The organism is Paenibacillus sp. HGF5, from assembly GCF_000204455.1.
Taxonomy (GTDB): Bacteria; Bacillota; Bacilli; order Paenibacillales; family Paenibacillaceae; genus Paenibacillus_AQ; species Paenibacillus_AQ lautus_A.
Genome location: NZ_AEXS01000033.1, coordinates 1 through 18,338, shown reverse-complemented (window position 1 = coordinate 18,338; position 18,338 = coordinate 1). Strand labels below are relative to the sequence as shown.

Here is an 18,338-nt window from a genome sequence, read left to right as displayed (position 1 = left end):
TTCTGCATTAGGCGTGATGGATTCTCGGCATCGGCATCGGCTCCTTGCCAAGCTCGGCCCAGATATATTTAAGCAGCAGCTCCGCCTTCAGCTGCTCATATCCCGGTTCGTCCCACAAATTGTGCAGTTCTCCGGGATCTGCCTCAAGGTCAAACAGCTCGCCGTAGGTTTGATTGTAATAAACGGTGATTTTATAACGCTGCTCGATGTACGTTTTTTGATGAATCGTTGAAGGCTCATGCCGGAATTCGCAGAGGGCGTGCTGCCTTGCGGTATCGACAGCTCCGAGCCACACGTCCTTTTGGTCGATGCCCGTCATCAAGTGCGGGACCGGTATGCCGCAGAAGGATAGGAAGGTCGGGGCCAGATCGACCAGAGACTGTATCGCATTCGACCTTTTCCCAGCGGGCACCTGCCCCGGATAACGCACAATGAACGGAAGCTTGATCAAATCCTCGTAATGGAACCCGCCCTTGGCTTGAAGGCCGTGCTGGCCGAAGAAATGTCCGTGATCGGTGGTGAAGACAACGATCGTATTCTCCGACAGTCCCAGTTCGTCCAGTCTATCGAGTATTTTGCCGATATATTTATCCATCATGCTGATCATGCCGTAATACACGGCGACCAGCTTTTTCTTGTCGTATTCCGTTAACCTGGATTTCGAGCCGTATTCGTAATAGTGATGGGAACGGTAACCGTGAATGCCGAACCCGGTCTCAGCAAGATGCGAAAAATCGGGCTCCTCTTCCTGAGTCAATCCGAAATGCGGCGGATTCCGGTCATGCTCTCCGGGCGTCAGGGACGGGATCGTGAGTTTCTCCGGATCATACATCGAATCCCAAGGCTCCGGCACCAAATATTCCGGGTGCGGGTCGAAGAAGCTTGCCCACAAAAAGAATGGCTCTTCCGCCTTCTTGTACTGGTCCAAAAGCGTGTGGGTCCGCTCGGCGATCCAGGTATTGTAGTGGTATTTTTCCGGGATGGGCCATGTGTATGTTTGGGTAGGATCCATGGTTCCCGTAGGCGGCAGGAAGTAATCCCGCCAATTGGCACATCCTTGCTCCTCGAGCCATAGGGCATAATGTTGTCCGACATGGGCCTCGTTCGTATGGTTGCGCGCCAGCTCGACGTGATCGAATCCGTAAAAAGGACCGTGAAAATCTCGCCAATACGCCAAATCCTGAAGGATCGGGTATGCTTCGACGGACGGGTAGTCTTCCGTGGATGTTAACGGCTGAAAATGTGCCTTTCCCACCAGCGCTGTCCGGTATCCGGCTTCTTGGAAGCTTTCGCCGACGGTATGGCGGTCTTCCAGCAGCTTAGTCCCCAAGGTCCAGGCTCCATGCTGACTCGGGTACTGCCCCGTAATGATGGAAGCCCGGCTCGGCGTGCAGGTCGGATTGGGACAGTACGCCCGTTCGAACGTCGTACCTTGACGCGCGAGGCGGTCCAGGTTCGGCGTAGAGATTTCAGGCTGAAACGCGCCGATCGTATTCCAATGCTGCTGATCGCTAGTGATTAGCAAAATGTTAGGTCTTCTCGACAAGTGTAATCCCCTCCTAGTATGATGATATTGAAAAATAGGGGTTATCAAAATAGCACCGTGTTATATTTTTGTTGTCATTTTGTTATCCTGATGAAAGAATGAAGGGAAGAGGGGGAAGTCGAGTTGCAGGAGTACGAATACGAGTATGCCGAGTTTATCTACTATACGCCGGGATATTTGGATAAAGAAGCACAGATCTGGCCCGTCCGGGCGGGGCGAAGTTTAGCCAAGCCCAATTACAGGGTCGGGCCAAAACGGATCGAGTGTTACAGTCTGCACTTCGTGCATGAGGGAACGGTGCGGCTGGAGTTTGACGGCAAACGAGTGGATCTGCAGAAGAATGACCTGTTCTGCCTGTTTCCGGGCCGGACCTATTACTATCACCTGCTTCCCTCGGATGCACCGCTCCGGATGAGCTGGCTGGCATTGGACGGAAACAGGGTGGGGCCGCTGCTCGAGCTGGCCGGCTTGGTGCCGGAAAGCCCGTTCGGCAGACAAATGATATCCTCCCGGGTCGAAGAGTCCGCCGAACGCGTGATTGATGCCTTGGCCGGCGTCGAGCGCTGGAAGCCGTCGGTATCGCTGGAACTGCAAGGCTTGGTTTATGGTCTGCTCGCGGGCATGGTTCCCGATGCGGCTTCCGCAGAGCCGACGGAGCTTGCGGGATGGATTCACGAGTGTTTGGATTACATGGAATTGCATGCTACCGAGGGGATATCCGTTCAGCAGGTTGCCGAATTCGCGGGGGTGCACCGCTCGTACTTCTCCAATATGTTCGCGAGTCAGGTCGGAATGCCCCCCCTGAAGTACCTTCAGCGCATCCGAATGGAAAAGGCCAAACGGTTACTAGCGGAAACGGACGCCACGATCACCGAGATTGCCCTGTCCCTGGGCTATCCCAATTTGTATTCATTCACCCGGGCGTTCAAGATTTACTTCAAGGTGCCGCCCATAACGATGCGTGAAAATCCATGCTGATTTCTGGAAGCGTTATATACTTTTGAAAACGGTTACGGCCCGGTTCTACTGAACCTAAAAAAGGAGACACTCGCCATGAAGCTCTCTACGATTCAAAGATGGCTATCGCCCAGACGTAGCATTCAAGGGAAAATCTTCATTGCGTTCAGTGCGGTTACGCTCGTGTCCATCGTCTCCATTACGGTCATCGTGTATATGAGCATGCGCGAGACGATCATGCAAAATGCCGTCACCTCGGTTTCGGACAGCATCCGGCAGGCGGATGAATCGCTGAATATGATGCTGGAGGAAATCGACCGGCTGAACACCGTCGTGGTGACCAACAAAAACACGGTGATCGACACGCTGCTGAGCCCCCATGAAGAGATTAGTTATGAATGGTTTCAGGAACAGAAGCGGATCGACGAGTTTCTCTCCGTTCTGATCGATTACAAGCCCTATATTTCGCGAATTGCGGTGGTCGGTTTGAACGGGAAGGTGTATTTCTCGGGCGGTCCTTGGCTGGACAAGACGGTTTTGGGCAGCCCCATGATGGATTACATGCTCCACAACGGATCGCGCCATGCCTATTTCAAGCAGTCGGGCGTATCGGATGCCATCACGATCGGCCGGGAGATTCGATATAACCGCGAAACGATCGGAGTGGTCATGGTGGATTTGAATTATGATTTTATCCAAAAAACATACGGCGTGAAGCCGACCACCGACAGCATGATTTATGTGCTGGACAAGCAGGGCGGTTTCGTCTATGAAGCCGAATCGGCGCCAGCCTTCGCCCCGTCGTTCGATAAGATTCTCCGCATTCATCAGGACCTTGCAGGGAATGGGGATGCCATCAAGCAAAGCATAGACGGCCGAGATTATATCGTTGTGAGCCGTCAATCCGGGTATACGGGATGGAGCACCCTGGCCCTGATACCAATGGACTCGCTGCTGAGCGAATCGGCAAGGCTCCGCAAACTGTTGGCGGAGGTATCCATCATCGTGTTTATCGTTGTCCTGATCGCTTCGCTGCAGGTATCTTCCCGAATCACCCTCAACATCCGGCGATTGAAATCCCTGATGATGTTTGTGAAGGAAGGGAATCTGACGTTTCCGAAAAAGGAAATCAAAAGCGAGGACGAGACCGGACAGCTGTACCGCGTCTTCATCAGCATGGTGGAGGATTTGAAGCGGCTGCTGGAAGGGATCCGGGTCAGCGAGAAAGAGAAGCGGGAGGCCGAATTAACGGCGCTACAGGCGCAGATTCATCCTCATTTTTTATACAATTCGCTGAATACCATCAAGTATTTGGCCAAGATGAACGGCGTGCCGAATATCGAAGAGGTGTCCGGATCGTTGATTGAGCTCATGCGCGGCGTTTTGGGCAATTCGAGCGAATTTTTAACGGTGCAAGAGGAGCTGGATTATGTAGAACGCTATATCTCCATCGTGAAGTACAGGTATATGGAGCCGATCCGGATGGTCACCCAGGTGGAGGACGATGCTTTGCTGGAATGCCGGGTCCTGAAGCTGATGCTGCAGCCCCTCGTGGAAAATGCCATCATTCATGGCATCGGACCGCTGGAGCAGGAGGGACTCGTGCTGATACGCGTATGTGAAGAGGGAAGCGACCTCAAGATTGAAGTGATCGACAATGGCAAGGGGATGACGGCGGGGCAGCAGGAACAACTGTTGGGGGAGACGGGCAAGAACGGAAACACGTCCCGCTTCAGCGGCATGGGGGTACGCAATGTGCATGAGCGGATCGTTCACATGTACGGCGATGGCTACGGCGTCAAATTGTACAGTGAGCCGGGTTTATATACGAAGGCCGAGATTCGGCTTCCGAACATAGTGGAGAATAAGGATAAATCCCGACAAGAGGTGATATAAAGCCATGTTTCAAGTGCTGCTTGTTGACGACGAACCGCTGGTGCGGCATGATCTGCGAACGTTATTGGACTGGAATGAGCACGGATTCGAATTATGCGGCCAAGCGCATAACGGCATCATGGCGCTCGCGATGATCGAGCAGTCTCCTCCGCATATCGCGATTATAGACGTGAATATGCCGGAAATGAACGGCGTGGAGCTCAATCGGGCGATTAAGGCACGGTTTCCGTCCATTCAGACGATCATGCTCAGCAGCTTTGATGATTATGACTACGTGCGGGAGTGCCTGAAGAACGGCTCCATCGATTATTTATTGAAGCATCGGCTGGACGGTGCGACGCTTGCTGCCCTGCTTAACAAAGCGGTCCTTGAATTGCGCCAGGCGGATCGGCTGCCGGAAGAGAGCGAGGCCCGCAAGGTTAAGACCGAGCGGATACATCCCGTGCACATCCGCGACTATATCGTGCATCTGGTCAGGGGACGGAAGGAGGCCACCCTGGAGGTTGAGGCGTTTCCGCGAGAAAACGGCCTGTACACCGGTGCGTCAAGCTATGCGGCCGCGGCCCTGCAGATTGTTCCGTTCCTGCTGCTGACGGAGTCGTATAGCGACGTGCAGACGAATCGGCTGGTTCAGCAGGTGGTCGATATGATGCAGCAGAGCCTTGGCGATATCCGGGAGCGGACGGCAGCTTATGTGGAGGATGGACGCTTCATGATCGTGTTTGCGTTTAAGGAACGGAGCGAACATGCTATAAAGAGCGAAATCGACGGACAGATGAGGAAGCTTCAGCATGCGCTTGAGCTGTTCCTCAATTTAAAATGCGTCAGCGCCGTCGGACATGTGTGCACCAGCCTGACCCAGCTCGGCACAAGCTACGGCTCCGCCGAACGGCTACTCGACGCTTCCCGCTCGGAGCCGTCCGGCAGCAGCGCGACCCTCAGGATGCCGGGTCGGGCCGGCGGGCTTGCCGATGAATACCACCAGCGGGTGTCTCTAACGATCGAGGAGCACAAACAGCTGCTGCTTTCGATTGAACGACTGGACATCGAAGGCGTGCACGGTTTAATCGATTCTGTTTTTGCTTCCATCCACCATCTGCCGATCCATTCGCATACGGTCCAGATGATGGTCAGCGAGCTCATGCAAACCGGGGACAAGGCTTTGAAAACCTGGATGCCAGGGACGGAAGACGCCAAGGTAAAGCTCCCGTCCCGAAGCGAGCTCGGAAGGATCGGCAGCGTCGGGGAGCTGGTGCAGTGGCTGCAATCCTTCTATGCAGGCTTGCTCGGACTGCTGAAGCAGCACCGGGCGGGAGGGCCTTATTCCCGGCATGTCACGCAGGCCATACACTTTATTCTGGAGCGGTACCCGGGTTATGTGACGCTGGAGCTTGCCGCGGGCGCCATCGGCCTGAACTCTTCCTATTTGAGCCGAATATTCAAGGAAGAGACGCAGCGGACGTTCTCGGAGTACCTGAATCGGGTTCGGATCGATGCGGGGCGCAAGCTGCTGGAAAGCGGCAAATATTCGATCAAGGAAATCAGCGGGCAGGTGGGGTTTACGACCCATAATTATTTTTTCAAGGTATTCAAGGAAATGACGGGCCTGACCCCGCAGGAGTATTTGAACCGCCTGGGAAGAGGATAAGGATAAAACCAAGTATTCGGATGGGCAGGAAAACGGACTCGAAAGCCGCCTTGTTATAAACCGTAAAATATGTGGAGTAAATAGTCAAATTTTTGTAACGGGCCGTCGGGGCGCGTGAATTATAATAAGCACACACCAACAGTAAACGCTTACAAAAGGGGTTGGTGATTAAGAGATATGGGGGTAGCTGATACATGCTTAAACGATGGGGAAGAAACGCGGTCATCTCCATGATCGTTTCCAGCTTGATGCTGGCCGGATGCAGTTCCGATGGAGGATCGAAGAAGGAAGCCGCACCCGAAGCTGCGGAGAATGTCGTACATACCACGGGGTTTCCGATCGTCGATCAAGCGGTGGAACTGAAAATGTTCACCCGGATTGCGCCCGTGAACGGTCCGTTCAAGGAAATGCCGGTGTTCCAGGATTACGAGAAATTGAGCAACGTCAAGGTGGAATTCATCGAAGCGCCGACGGACGGCTTCCAGGAGAAGAAAAACCTGCTGTTTGCTTCCAACGAGCTGCCTGATGCCTTGTTCCGCTCCGGTCTGTCGCCGCTCGAGGCCGTTCGCTACGGATCGGCAGGCCAATTGATCCCGCTGGAAGGCCTCATCGACGAATACGCGCCGAACCTGAAGAAATTGATGGAGGAATATCCTGAAATCCGCGCGGGCATCACGACGCCGGAGGGACATATCTATGCGGTTCCGGGCATTGTGACGCTGGGCGCGGCGCGGACGGATAAGAAATGGATCAACCAGATGTGGCTGGAGAAGCTGAATCTGGAGGTACCGGAGACGACGGACGAACTGTATGAGGTGCTGCTTGCCTTCCGCGACAGTGACCCGAACGGCAACGGGAAGCAGGATGAAATTCCGATGACGGCCCGTATCGGATTGGCGATCGTTGCCGCGATGAGCGGCTCATTCGGTCTCGATACGCAGCTCGGATATAACATCAATATCGACAACGACAAAGTGAGCATCTGGATGGGCAGCGACAAGAATAAAGAGATGCTTATGTACTTAAACAAGCTCTATAAGGAAAAGCTGCTGGACCCCGAGATCTTCTCGCACACCGAAGCGCAGTATTTGGCCAAGCAAGGGTCGGGCAATGCGGGATTCTTCTTTGACCAAACCAACAATAACTTCTTGTCGATTCAGGATCAATATACCGGAATCGCGCCGCCCGCAGGTCCGAACGGAGACCGGATGCAAAGTCAGGCCTTGCCGATTGCGCGGGACTTCGGTGCCTTTGCCATCACGTCCATCAACAAGTATCCGGAAGTCACGATGCGCTGGATCGATTATTTTTACAGCGACGAAGGATCGACGCTTCTGAGATTCGGCAGGGAAGGGGAGCATTACGAGCTCAAGGACGGGATTCCATACTATACGGAGGATTTCCTGAAGGATATTACCAATCAGGCCAAAATCACGCCTTATGCGGGAGGAGGGGCCCCTCACATCATCAGCGAACAGGTCGCTTCGTTCATCAACCCGCCGCAGGTGCAGGAGGCGCAGCAGCAGCTCGATCCGTTCATGCCGAAGGTTCGTTACGCCGCCCCGATGTTTGATGAGCAAACCGCGCAGCAGGTCAACATTCTGCGCAACGACATCGACAAATACTACGAGGAGCAAAGCACGAAGTTCATTGTGGGCGCGCTTAGCTTCGACAAGTGGGGAGAATTCCAATCCACGCTCCAAAAGATGAAAATCGGCGAACTGGAGAAATTGTATCAGGATGCTTATGACAAGATGGAGAAATAAAGCTGCCACATCATCGTGAAGGAGTGGATGCCCATGAAGAGCGCCAACGCCGATAAAGCGATGGCTCTGCCTCGAAGCGATTCGAGGCGGGGCCCCCGCCTCTTAAAGCAAATGGCCAAGCGGTATGATCTGTATCTCATGCTGCTACTGCCCATCGTCTGGTATTTGGTGTTTCACTACGGTCCGTTGTACGGGCTTCAGATTGCCTTTAAAAATTTCAATCCGGCCAAAGGCATTCTCGGCAGCAACTGGGAGGGCTTCGGACACTTCGAACGCTTCTTCGACTCGTATTATTTCTGGCGGCTGCTGTGGAATACGCTATCCATTAATTTGTTCTCGCTCTTGATTGCCTTTCCGATTCCGATCCTGCTGGCCCTAATCATCAGCGAAATTCGCAGCAAGACCTTCAGCAAATGGCTGCAGAACATTACGTATATCCCGCATTTTATTTCGGTGGTCGTCATCGTCGGCATCCTGAACGTGTTCCTGTCTCCGACCAGCGGTCCCGTCAACCTGTTGATCGAGGCCTTCGGAGGCACGCCGATCCGCTTTCTGGAGGAAGCGGGGTGGTTCAAGACGATCTTTATCGGTTCTAACATATGGCAGAACATGGGATGGCAGTCCATTATCTACATTGCGGCGCTGAGCGGCGTGAACCCGCAGCTGTACGAGGCGGCGAAGATGGACGGGGCTTCAAGGCTGCGGCGCATTTGGCATATTTCCTTGCCGGGCATTGCGCCTGTCATCATCATTTTGCTTATTTTGGATATCGGCCATTTCATGAACGTGGGCTTCGAGAAAATATTATTGATGCAGAACAACTTGAATCTGGAATCAAGCGACGTTATTTCCACGTTTGTCTACACGACGGGCATTTTAAAAGGGGAGTACAGCTACACGGCTGCAATCGGCCTGTTTAATTCCGCCATCAATCTGGTGCTGCTCCTGCTTGTGAACCGGATTGCGCGCAAGACGTCGGAGACGAGCTTATGGTAAAGGGGGGACGGACATGTCCAAGCCATCGACAGTAAAAGGTGCCTCGAGTGAACGGCTATTCGACATTATGATCTATGCGATCGCAGCGATCATTATCGTCATCGTGCTGTACCCGCTGTTGTTTATCGTCAGCGCTTCGTTCAGCGACCCGGCACGGGTATTGAACGGCGAAGTTTGGCTGCTGCCGAAGGGCGTGACGCTGGATGCCTATGAGAATATTTTGCACAACGACAAGATTTGGACGGGATATCGCAATACCATCCTCTACACGACCGTCGGCACGGCGATCAATATCATCATGACGATATTGGCGGCCTATCCGCTGTCGAGACCCGACCTTCCCGGACGCAACGGGATCATGGTGCTGATCACGCTGACCATGTTCTTCAACGGCGGGCTGATTCCGACGTATCTGTTGGTCAAAGATTTGGGAATGGTCAACACGATGTGGGCGCTGATCATACCCGGGGCGATCGCGACGTACAATCTGATCGTGATGAGGACGTATTTCCAATCGAGCATTCCTTGGGAGCTGCAGGAGGCGGCTCATATCGACGGTTGCTCCAATTGGAGGCTGCTGTTTAGCATCATTCTCCCCCTATCGAAGCCGATCCTGGCGGTCATGGTGTTGTTCTATGCGGTCGGCCACTGGAATTCGTTCTTTAATGCACTCATATACATCCGAAACGAAGACCTGCACCCGCTTCAGCTGGTGCTGCGCGAAATTTTGCTGATCAGCCAATCGGATGCCGTGGACGGCAGCGTGGGACTGGAAGAAAGCATCCTGCTGGCCGAAAGCATCAAATACGCGGTCATTATCGTATCCAGTTTGCCTGTACTGCTGATGTATCCTTTGGTGCAGCGGCATTTCGTGAAAGGCGTCATGATCGGCTCGATCAAAGGGTAATGCCGGTATGATCGCACCGCTCACCCTAAAATTCCATTGGAGGTTATATTCTTGAATACGAACGCAACGATTACCATTGATTGCAGCCGCAAGAGCGAGCATGAGATTAATCCGTATCTGTTCGGTCATTTTGTGGAGGATATCCGGGACCATATGGAGGCGATGCTCGCGTTTCCGCTGAAGGACATGGATTTTGAGAGCGATGCAGAAACGAAGACGCCGGTATCGGGAAGCTGGCGCGCGTATACGAACGGACGCAACACCCAGTATGCGATGGAAGCACCGGCGCCCCGGCATTCGGGGAGAACCCAGCGCATCCGCATCCTGAGCGATGATGAAGCTTATGCCGGCATAACGCAGAAAGCGGCATTAAAAGGGCCGATGAACTATACGGTTCGTCTTGTCGCCCGGGCCTCCGTCGAGCTTCAATACGTGACGGTGGAAGCCGTGGACCGGCGCACGGAAGAGACGCTTGGGCGGCTTCGCATGGAGCTTGGCAGCCATAACTGGCAGCACTGCGAGGCGCAGCTGTCCATATCGCGCGCTTGCAGCGATGCCGAAATCCGGGTATATGTTCCGGCTGAGCATCCAAGGTGGATCGATCACGTGTCCACCGGCATGCTCTGGATCGATCACGTCTCATTTCTGCCCGTCGACAGCATCGCCATGGTCAAACGCGAAGTGGTCGAGATGACTAAAGATTTGAATGCGGGCATGATGAGACTCGCAGGCAATTACATCAGCGCTTACCATTGGGAGCATGGCGTCGGTCCCGTCCTGGAAAGGCCGGTCATGTACAATGAGGCCTGGGGAGGGTGGACCAGCAAATATTTCGGAACGGACGAATTCATCCGCTTTTGCCGAGAGCTGCAGGTGGAGCCCCTGATTTGCGTGAACGACGGATCGGGCACCCCTGAAGAAGCCGCGCAGTGGATCGAATACTGCAACGGGGGCGCGGATACGCCGATGGGGGCTTTACGTGCCCGGAACGGCTTCCCAGAGCCGTATAACGTCAAGTACTGGGAGATCGGCAACGAAGTGTGGGGCCAATGGCAGGTCGGAACTTGCACGGCCGAGCAGTTTGCGGAGCGGACGATATCGTTTGCCAAGGCCATGAAGGAGGCGGACCCTTCCATCGTGCTGCTGGCCTGCGGTCATTACGAGCAGAACTGGAATAAGGCCGTGCTGGACCTGGCCGGCGAGAGCATCGATTATTTGACGCTGCATTTGTATCACGGCTACGGCCCTTTCGGCATGAACCGGGATACGCCGGCGGAGGATCGCTATAAGGCGATTGCCTCTTATCCCGAGTGGACCCGGCACCATGTCCGGCAGACGACGGAGCTGATCCGGTCCCGCCCGGAGCACAGCCACGTCAAGCTGGCGATCACTGAATACAACACGATGTATTATCCGAATACGGTACGGAAAGGGCTGCCGAATGAGCACACGCTGGGAGCCGCGGTGGCCAATGCTGCCAACCTGAATGAAATGATGCGCTGCAGCGACATGGTGCACATCGGCAGCTTCTCTGACCTGGTAAATGGTTGGCTGGGCGGCTGCATACGCGTCGGGGACTATTATGCGGACCAATACTGCGGCAAGCAGCCCGGCTGGAGCGGGCATCCCCTTACGATCTACGGGACGCCGACCTATGAAGTGCTGAAGCTTTACGCCAATCGGGACGTTCGGCGCGTCCTTCCCGTCCAAGCGGAATGCGGAACCTTCTCCGTGGCTTCGAGGAAGGAGACGCCTTTGGCGCTTGACGCACTTCCGGACCTGGACATCGTGGCGGGGACGAATGACGACGGCAGCATCGTCACCGTGTTGATCGTAAATCGAAGCCTGGAGGCGGTTAGGGCCGTGCTGGATTTGAAAGCCTTCGAGGCTTCCGGGGAAACGACCCTTTACGAAATCACCGGCGATTCTTACGATGACATCAACTCCGTTTTCCAGCCGGAACATATTATGTGCAAGGAAAGCAGGGTTCCTGCAGAGGCATGGCGCCAAGGTTACGACTTGCGGCCTTCATCCGTTTACGCGCTGGAATTCAGAGCTCAGGTGTGATGATATGAAGCCGTCCTTTTAAAAATGAATGTTTCGTGCGATAAAGTCGGACTGCGCCTGCAGTTCCGGCTTTTTCTGCGCAGGGAACGGTTCCGTTCCGGCCTGAATCCACGCAGGAAGACCGTTACGAATGGACACGAAATGTTACATGATTCATCGTTTAACTTATTTATGGGAAGTGTAATTAGAGATAAATACAAGGATGGGGTGATTGAGATGGCAAACGGAACCGTTGTAAACCAGGAAGCGGTCGAAACCGTGAAGGAGATTATCAAGGATATCGAAACGGCCATGTTCTCCACGATATCGGAGGGCGGGATCAATGCCAGGCCGATGCAGACGCAGGATATCGAATTCGACGGCGACTTGTGGTTCTTAACGAAGCGGGATACCAGCAAATACGAAGAAATCCTGGCGAATCCCAACGTGAATGTCGCTTATGTGGGGAAATCCTACGTATCGATCCGAGGCAAAGCCGAAGTCGTGAATGATCTGGAGAAGAAAAAGGCGCTCTGGAATGCGGCGTACGAAAAATTTCTGCAGACGTCCTATGACGATCCCAACATTATTCTGATCAAGGTGGACACGGACACCGCGGAGTATTGGGAAACCGGAAACAAAACGAAAACGGTGATAGCCTTCTTCAAGAAAATGGTGGGCCAAGAGCCAAAGGGCGACTCGGATATAAACAAAACCGTAGATCTCCATTGATAACGAAATATGTTCATTAGCAGTGGCAAAACCGCAGGATCCAGCATCACGATCCTGCGGTTTTTTATGTTAGCCGAACCCGGGCGCATATCCTTCAAGACGGAACCCGTATTGGTTATGAATGGATGAGCACCGGATAGGGTGGGCACTTTAATACATAACAGGGCATATTTAGCACCAACAAGGAATATACCTCATCAAACAAGTGAGAATTATGTGAATTCGTGTGGGAATTCGTCCGCAAACCATAACGTGCAACTGGATGGTTTGATTGCGATCATGATATAATTTTTTCATAAACATGAAAAATAGATTCCAGGAGAGGAGGTAGTACATTGGGAAGGCGTTATTGCAAATGGATCAAATTGCGGAACTAGGTTGTAATTCTCTTCTGCGAACTACCTCTTTTTCATGGAGATATCGTATAGAGACATGACCTGTTCAGATGCAAAAGCACATGGCCTTTAATTCAATCTGGAGGTGAATCCCTCTGAAGAGGGAAATCATTGGACATTATTACCATCACTAATTTATTCATACTTGCCATACTGATTGCGTTGACCGCTTTTTTCGTGGCGTCCGAGTTTGCCGTCGTTAAAATCCGCATGTCGCGGATCGATCAATTGATAACGGAAGGAAACAAAAAGGCGGTTGTTGCCAAAAAGGTAGCCGGCGATCTCGATTACTATCTCTCGGCCTGCCAGCTCGGCATTACGGTGACGGCGCTGGGGCTCGGGGCCATCGGCAAGCCGGCCGTTGAGCGCATTATGTACCCGGTATTCGATTGGTTTGACGTATCGGCTTCTACGGCCTCGATTGCCTCTTACGCCATTGCGTTCATTCTCGTAACCTTTTTGCATGTCGTGGTGGGAGAGATGGCGCCCAAGACCTTGGCTATTCAATTCTCGGAAAAGACGACGCTGCTCCTTGCAGCCCCGCTGTATTGGTTCGGCAAGCTGATGTATCCGTTCATTTGGGCGTTGAATGGAGCCTCGCGCGTGCTGCTTCGTGCATTCGGCGTGAAACCTGCGCCGCATGAGCAGGCCTATACGGAGGAGGAACTGCGCATCGTCATGGCGCAGAGCTTTCAGGGCGGCGAGATCAATGGGACCAAGCTGGCTTACATGGAAAACGTGTTTTCGTTTGATGAGCGCGTGGCCAAAGACATTATGGTACCGAGAACGGATCTGATCACCCTGGATAAAAGCATGGAATACCCGGACATCGTCCGTATCCTGGATGAGCACAACTATACGCGGTACCCTGTCATCGAGGACGGCAGCAAGGATCGGGTGGTTGGCGTCGTCAACGTCAAGAAGATGCTGCCCCACATCGTGGCAGGACGAGACCGCAAGCTGGAAGAATTCGTTCGGGACCTCCCGGTCGTGCTTGAAATTACGCCGATCCAGGATGCCATGCTGAAGATGCAGCAGGAGCAGATGCATATGGCTTTGGTGATTGATGAATACGGCGGTACGGCGGGGATCCTGACCCTGGAGGATATTTTGGAAGAGATCGTAGGGGAAATTCGCGACGAATTCGATGAAGATGAAGTAGCGGATATCCGGAAGATCGGGGAACGCGAATACCTGATAAGCGGACGGGTTCTCTTGGAGGAGCTTGAGAAGCGCTTCGGTTTGGTATTCGAGGATAACGAGGAGATGGATACGATCGGCGGCTGGATTCAGTACCAGAAAGGCACGACGGCTCAGGACGGCGATGAGATCCAGCATGGCGAGCATATATGGGCCGTAGCGGAAACGGATAATTTTCAGATCAAACACGTCATTCTCAGACACGGATGATCAAGGGCATGGCATGATCCCGTGTACATTCAGACCATAACTTTTTTGGAGGTGAATCCCTCGCAAGAGGGAAATCATTGGACGGAATAATCGCGTTGAATTTATTTTTGGTAGCCGTGTTCATAGGACTGACTGCATTTTTCGTAGGGGCCGAATTCGCCATCTTGAAGGTGCGGCTGTCGCGGATCGATCAATTGATCGCCGAGGGGAATAAACGGGCGGTCACGGCCAGGAAGGTAGCCCATGAGCTGGATTACTATTTGTCCGCCTGCCAGCTTGGAATTACCATTACGGCTCTCGTGCTGGGCGCGTTGGGCGAACCGACCGTCGAAAGGATGCTGCATCCGTTGTTTGAACGATTCGACGTGCCGGCGGCGGTGGCAACGGTGCTCTCTTATGCCATTGCCCTCGGGATCATCACGTTCCTGCATGTCGTCATCGGGGAACTGGCGCCTAAAACATTGGCGATCCAATTTGCCGAGAAAATGACGCTGCTGCTGGCATCTCCCTTGTATTGGTTCGGGAAGATCATGTATCCGTTCATTTATGCATTGAATGGAGCTTCGCGTCTCCTGCTTCGAGTATTCGGCGTAAAGCCGGCAGGGCATGAAACGGTCCATTCCGAGGAGGAATTGAAGTGGATCGTGGACCAGAGCTACGAGAGCGGCGAAATTAACCAGACCGAGATGGGGTATTTGACCAATATATTTGCTTTTGAGGAGCGCACCTTGCGCGAAATCATGGTACCGAGAGATCGCATCGTTACGGTAGAACGAGGGTGGCCGCTTGCCAATATCCTGGAGGTTCTCGGCGAGTACGACTATACCCGTTACCCGGTGACGGAATCGGGACGCGCGGAGGATTTCATCGGGTTTATCCATACGAAGGAGATGCTGACGGGCATAGCGGCTGGAAGAAACTGCAGCGTGAATGACTTTATTCACGACATGCCGCGTTTTCCGGAGTCGTCTTCGATCAAGGACGTCCTGATCAAAATGCAGCAAATCCGCGTGCATATGGCTGTCGTGACGGACGAATCCGGCACGGCGATCGGGCTGGTGACGATGGAGGATATTCTGGAGGAGATCGTGGGCGACATTCGGGACGAATCGGATCGCCGCGAGCTGCAGGGGGCACACGCCTAAGCGAAGGCGAACCAGCATCGGGCACGATTCTGGAATAGGGTTAAACGTCCTTGTGGCCACCCCTCCGTGGTGAGAGGGCATGGAATAACCGAAACATAAAAGAGCAGCTTCAACACGAAGCTGCTCTTTTTGCATGTGTCCTATCGAGTAGGTCAGCATGCTACCGTGCTGCCCCCATCGTAAAGCCGAAGCTGTACGTGCGGTTGGAAGGCAGCGTGAATTCTTCATGGATCGGCGCTCCCCAGCTGTCGTCGCCGCCGACGCCCATTTGCTTGTAGTTGATGCGCAGGACGGTTTTATCGCTTGGCGGCAGCTTGTACGCATGGTCGCTGCCCTCCAGTTCCTCCGGCGTCCACGGCAGTGCGCATACCTCCATGAGGGAGGAACTCTCGAATTTCAGTCCGTCCCCGCCATTCTCCCCGGTTAGCAGTGCGAAGCGCACATCCGTTTTATTCCCGCACTCTTGAGGCCTTAGATAAGGGACGAACTGATCAGCGACCTTGCCCTCGTATCGGCCGATTTTGGCTCCTGTTTTCCGGTCCCAATAATTATCATGTGGTCCCCGCCCATACCAGCTGATCGCATCGAGTCCTTCATCCAGCAAGAACAGCATGCCGACTTCCGGAATGTCGGGCAGACCGGCGCCAGGGATCAAGGTTTCAAGCACGCGGACGGTACCGTCCGGATAGATTCGATATTCCAGCGTCAGGCTGGATACGGGATGGGTCTCGATCCGATAGTGGCTGGAGACCACGACGGCAGGGCCTTCCGCATGCCAGCGCAAAGACAGCAGCTTTCGCCGATCATGGGCCGTTCTCCACACGCCGCTGCGTTCAGGGAGCCGGTTGCCCAGATCGTTGTCGGTGACGGCCCGCCAGAAATTCGGTCTTGCCGGCGCCAGCAGGCATTCCCTGCCGGACAGTGCGTAGGATGTCAGATCCCCGGTGCCAAGGCGGAAACGCAACGAGACGGCAGAACCCCTGATGATAAGCTCTTCATCCGACTCGGCAGCTTCCAGTGCTTGCACGTTTGCAAGAGCGTCCGTTTCGGGCTGCTCGGCAATATACGGCGTCAGCACAAACTGCTCCCAAGCCTCCTCATGTCCCGCAGGCGCCCACTTGGTGCTCTCCTTCCGAACGAGGGAGACGGTGAGAATCGCTTCTTTTCCTTCGTCATCCAGAGGGGAGTACGGAACATGGATTTCCGTTTGATTACCAGGCTGAAGCGAGAGCTCGAGCGTGCCGGATTGGCTGACTTTGCCGTTTAGCGTTACGTCCCATTGTACAAGATACGGATCGAGGCTGGTAAACAAGAAGCGGTTGCTGACCCGAATCCGGCTTGCGGCAGGATCCAGGCTTTCGAACTTGACGTTCTGGTAGCATTTTTTCACTTCGTCCAGCTTAGGGGTTTTGGTTCGGTCCGCGAAGATCAGGCCGTTCCCGCTGAAGTTGCCGTCATGCGGCGTTTCGTTGAAGTCCCCGCCGTACGCCAAATAGGGTATACCGTCCGCCGTTTGGGTGCGGATCGCCTGGTCGATCCAATCCCATATAAAAGCCCCCTGCAAAATGTCGTACTTCTCAAACAGCTCCCAATACAGGTGAAGCCCGCCGCAGGAATTGCCCATCGCGTGACTGTACTCGCAAATGATATAAGGCTTGTCCGGATTGCTGTTGGCATACTTCTCCACATCCTGCGGCCTTGCATACATGGTGGATTCCATGTCGCTGGCCGCTTCGGACGCCCTGTAATGGAAGATTCCCTCGTAATGAACCAGCCGCGACGGGTCGGCCTCCTTCAGAAAATCGTGCATCGCAATGAAGTTGTCGCCCCCGAACGATTCGTTGCCAAGCGACCAGATGATGACGGAGGGGTGATTCTTGTCGCGTTGGAACATCGAATTGCAGCGGTCCAATACGTTGTCGCGCCACTCCAGCTTGCTGCCGGGCACCGTTTCTTCCAGCTCCTGCTGCCCATACCTCCAGGTCCCGTGCGTCTCCAAATTCGTTTCATCAATAACGTATAACCCATATTCATCGCAGAGGTCATACCATACGGATTGATTCGGGTAATGGGAAGTCCGTACCGCATTAATGTTATGCATCTTCATCAGCTCAATATCGGTGATCATGTCTTCACGGCTGAGAGCCCGTCCGGTATCCGGGGAGAATTCATGCCGGTTTACGCCTTTGAACAGAATGCGCTGACCGTTGATTCGCATCAGCCCGTCCTTCAGCTCGAAGCGGCGGAATCCCGTGCGGCAGCTTACGGCTCCGCGGCAAGCTCCGTCCGTATTCTTCAATGCCAGGACAACGGTGTATAAATAAGGCGATTCCGCGCTCCATTTCTCGGGTTCGGGGACGTTCATGCTCAGGGTAAAGCTGCCCTCGTCAATGATGTAATCCGCAATGGTGAGTGTTTGTTTCTGGACCAGCTGCCGGTCCTGATCGTAGAGAAGCGCCTCCAGCTGGAGCGTGTTCTTGTCGATGGTCTCGTTATAATAATTCGTGACGGCTGCATCGATCTGCAGCTCCGCATGCCGGTATTCGTCGTCAAGAACCGGACGAACGAAGAAATCGGAGATATGGACGGCAGGGACCGAATACAGGTAGACCTCGCGAAAGATCCCGCTAAGCCTCCAAAAATCCTGATCCTCAAGCCAGCTCGCGTCGCACCATCGGTATACCTCAACGGCCAATTTGTTCTTGCCCTCAACCAGATAGGGGCTAATGTCGAACTCGGCAGGCGTAAACGTATCCTCGCTATACCCGACCATCTCGCCGTTTACCCATACATAGAAAGCGGATTCAACGCCTTGGAAGCTAATATAAACGGGCTGTTCCTTCCAAACGTCAGGTACCGTGAATTCACGGATGTAGGAGCCCACGGGATTGTAT

General features: G+C 53.8%; 12 protein-coding genes. 10 read left to right on the top strand and 2 right to left on the bottom strand.

Annotated features, from left to right (window positions below):
* Window positions 1–7 precede the first annotated feature (7 nt).
* Entirely contained in the window at window positions 8–1,546 is a 1,539-nt protein-coding gene (locus HMPREF9412_RS06110; RefSeq protein ID WP_009590519.1) for a sulfatase family protein, read from the bottom strand.
* 123 nt (window positions 1,547–1,669) lie between these two features.
* Between HMPREF9412_RS06110 and HMPREF9412_RS06105 the strand changes: the two genes are divergently transcribed.
* The 10 genes from HMPREF9412_RS06105 (at window position 1,670) to HMPREF9412_RS06060 (ending at window position 15,444) form a co-directional block, all read left to right on the top strand.
* Complete coding sequence (locus tag HMPREF9412_RS06105) at window positions 1,670–2,524, top strand: AraC family transcriptional regulator (RefSeq protein ID WP_009590522.1); 855 nt, start codon at window positions 1,670–1,672, stop codon at window positions 2,522–2,524.
* Between the two features lie 75 nt (window positions 2,525–2,599).
* The gene (locus HMPREF9412_RS06100; RefSeq protein ID WP_009590502.1) at window positions 2,600–4,399 is read left to right on the top strand and encodes a sensor histidine kinase; all 1,800 of its coding nucleotides are present in this window, start codon (window positions 2,600–2,602) and stop codon (window positions 4,397–4,399) included.
* A 4-nt stretch (window positions 4,400–4,403) separates the two neighbouring features.
* Window positions 4,404–6,047 carry a response regulator gene (locus tag HMPREF9412_RS06095; RefSeq protein ID WP_009590525.1) on the top strand — a complete coding sequence of 548 codons (1,644 nt, stop codon included), beginning with the start codon at window positions 4,404–4,406 and terminating at the stop codon, window positions 6,045–6,047.
* Window positions 6,048–6,241: 194 nt separating this feature from the next.
* Window positions 6,242–7,813, top strand: coding sequence for an extracellular solute-binding protein (locus HMPREF9412_RS06090; RefSeq protein WP_009590517.1), 1,572 nt, complete (start codon window positions 6,242–6,244; stop codon window positions 7,811–7,813).
* Window positions 7,814–7,846: 33 nt separating this feature from the next.
* A complete protein-coding gene (locus tag HMPREF9412_RS06085; protein WP_009590505.1) occupies window positions 7,847–8,809 on the top strand; it encodes an ABC transporter permease in 963 nt (320 codons plus the stop codon).
* Between the two features lie 13 nt (window positions 8,810–8,822).
* Window positions 8,823–9,716, top strand: a complete 894-nt coding sequence (locus HMPREF9412_RS06080) for a carbohydrate ABC transporter permease (protein WP_009590524.1) — start codon at window positions 8,823–8,825, stop codon at window positions 9,714–9,716.
* Between the two features lie 51 nt (window positions 9,717–9,767).
* Window positions 9,768–11,783: an alpha-L-arabinofuranosidase C-terminal domain-containing protein gene (locus tag HMPREF9412_RS06075; protein ID WP_009590509.1), complete on the top strand. Its 2,016-nt coding sequence runs from the start codon at window positions 9,768–9,770 to the stop codon at window positions 11,781–11,783.
* Between the two features lie 216 nt (window positions 11,784–11,999).
* Window positions 12,000–12,494 (top strand): pyridoxamine 5'-phosphate oxidase family protein, encoded by a 495-nt coding sequence (locus tag HMPREF9412_RS06070; RefSeq protein WP_009590503.1) that lies wholly within the window; start codon window positions 12,000–12,002, stop codon window positions 12,492–12,494.
* 506 nt (window positions 12,495–13,000) lie between these two features.
* Window positions 13,001–14,299 (top strand): hemolysin family protein, encoded by a 1,299-nt coding sequence (locus tag HMPREF9412_RS06065; protein WP_009590510.1) that lies wholly within the window; start codon window positions 13,001–13,003, stop codon window positions 14,297–14,299.
* 77 nt (window positions 14,300–14,376) lie between these two features.
* Complete coding sequence (locus HMPREF9412_RS06060) at window positions 14,377–15,444, top strand: hemolysin family protein (RefSeq protein WP_009590516.1); 1,068 nt, start codon at window positions 14,377–14,379, stop codon at window positions 15,442–15,444.
* A 160-nt stretch (window positions 15,445–15,604) separates the two neighbouring features.
* Here the strand turns inward: HMPREF9412_RS06060 and HMPREF9412_RS06055 are convergent.
* Window positions 15,605–18,338: glycoside hydrolase family 2 TIM barrel-domain containing protein (locus HMPREF9412_RS06055; protein WP_009590526.1), on the bottom strand; the 2,734-nt coding region annotated here is incomplete at its 5' end.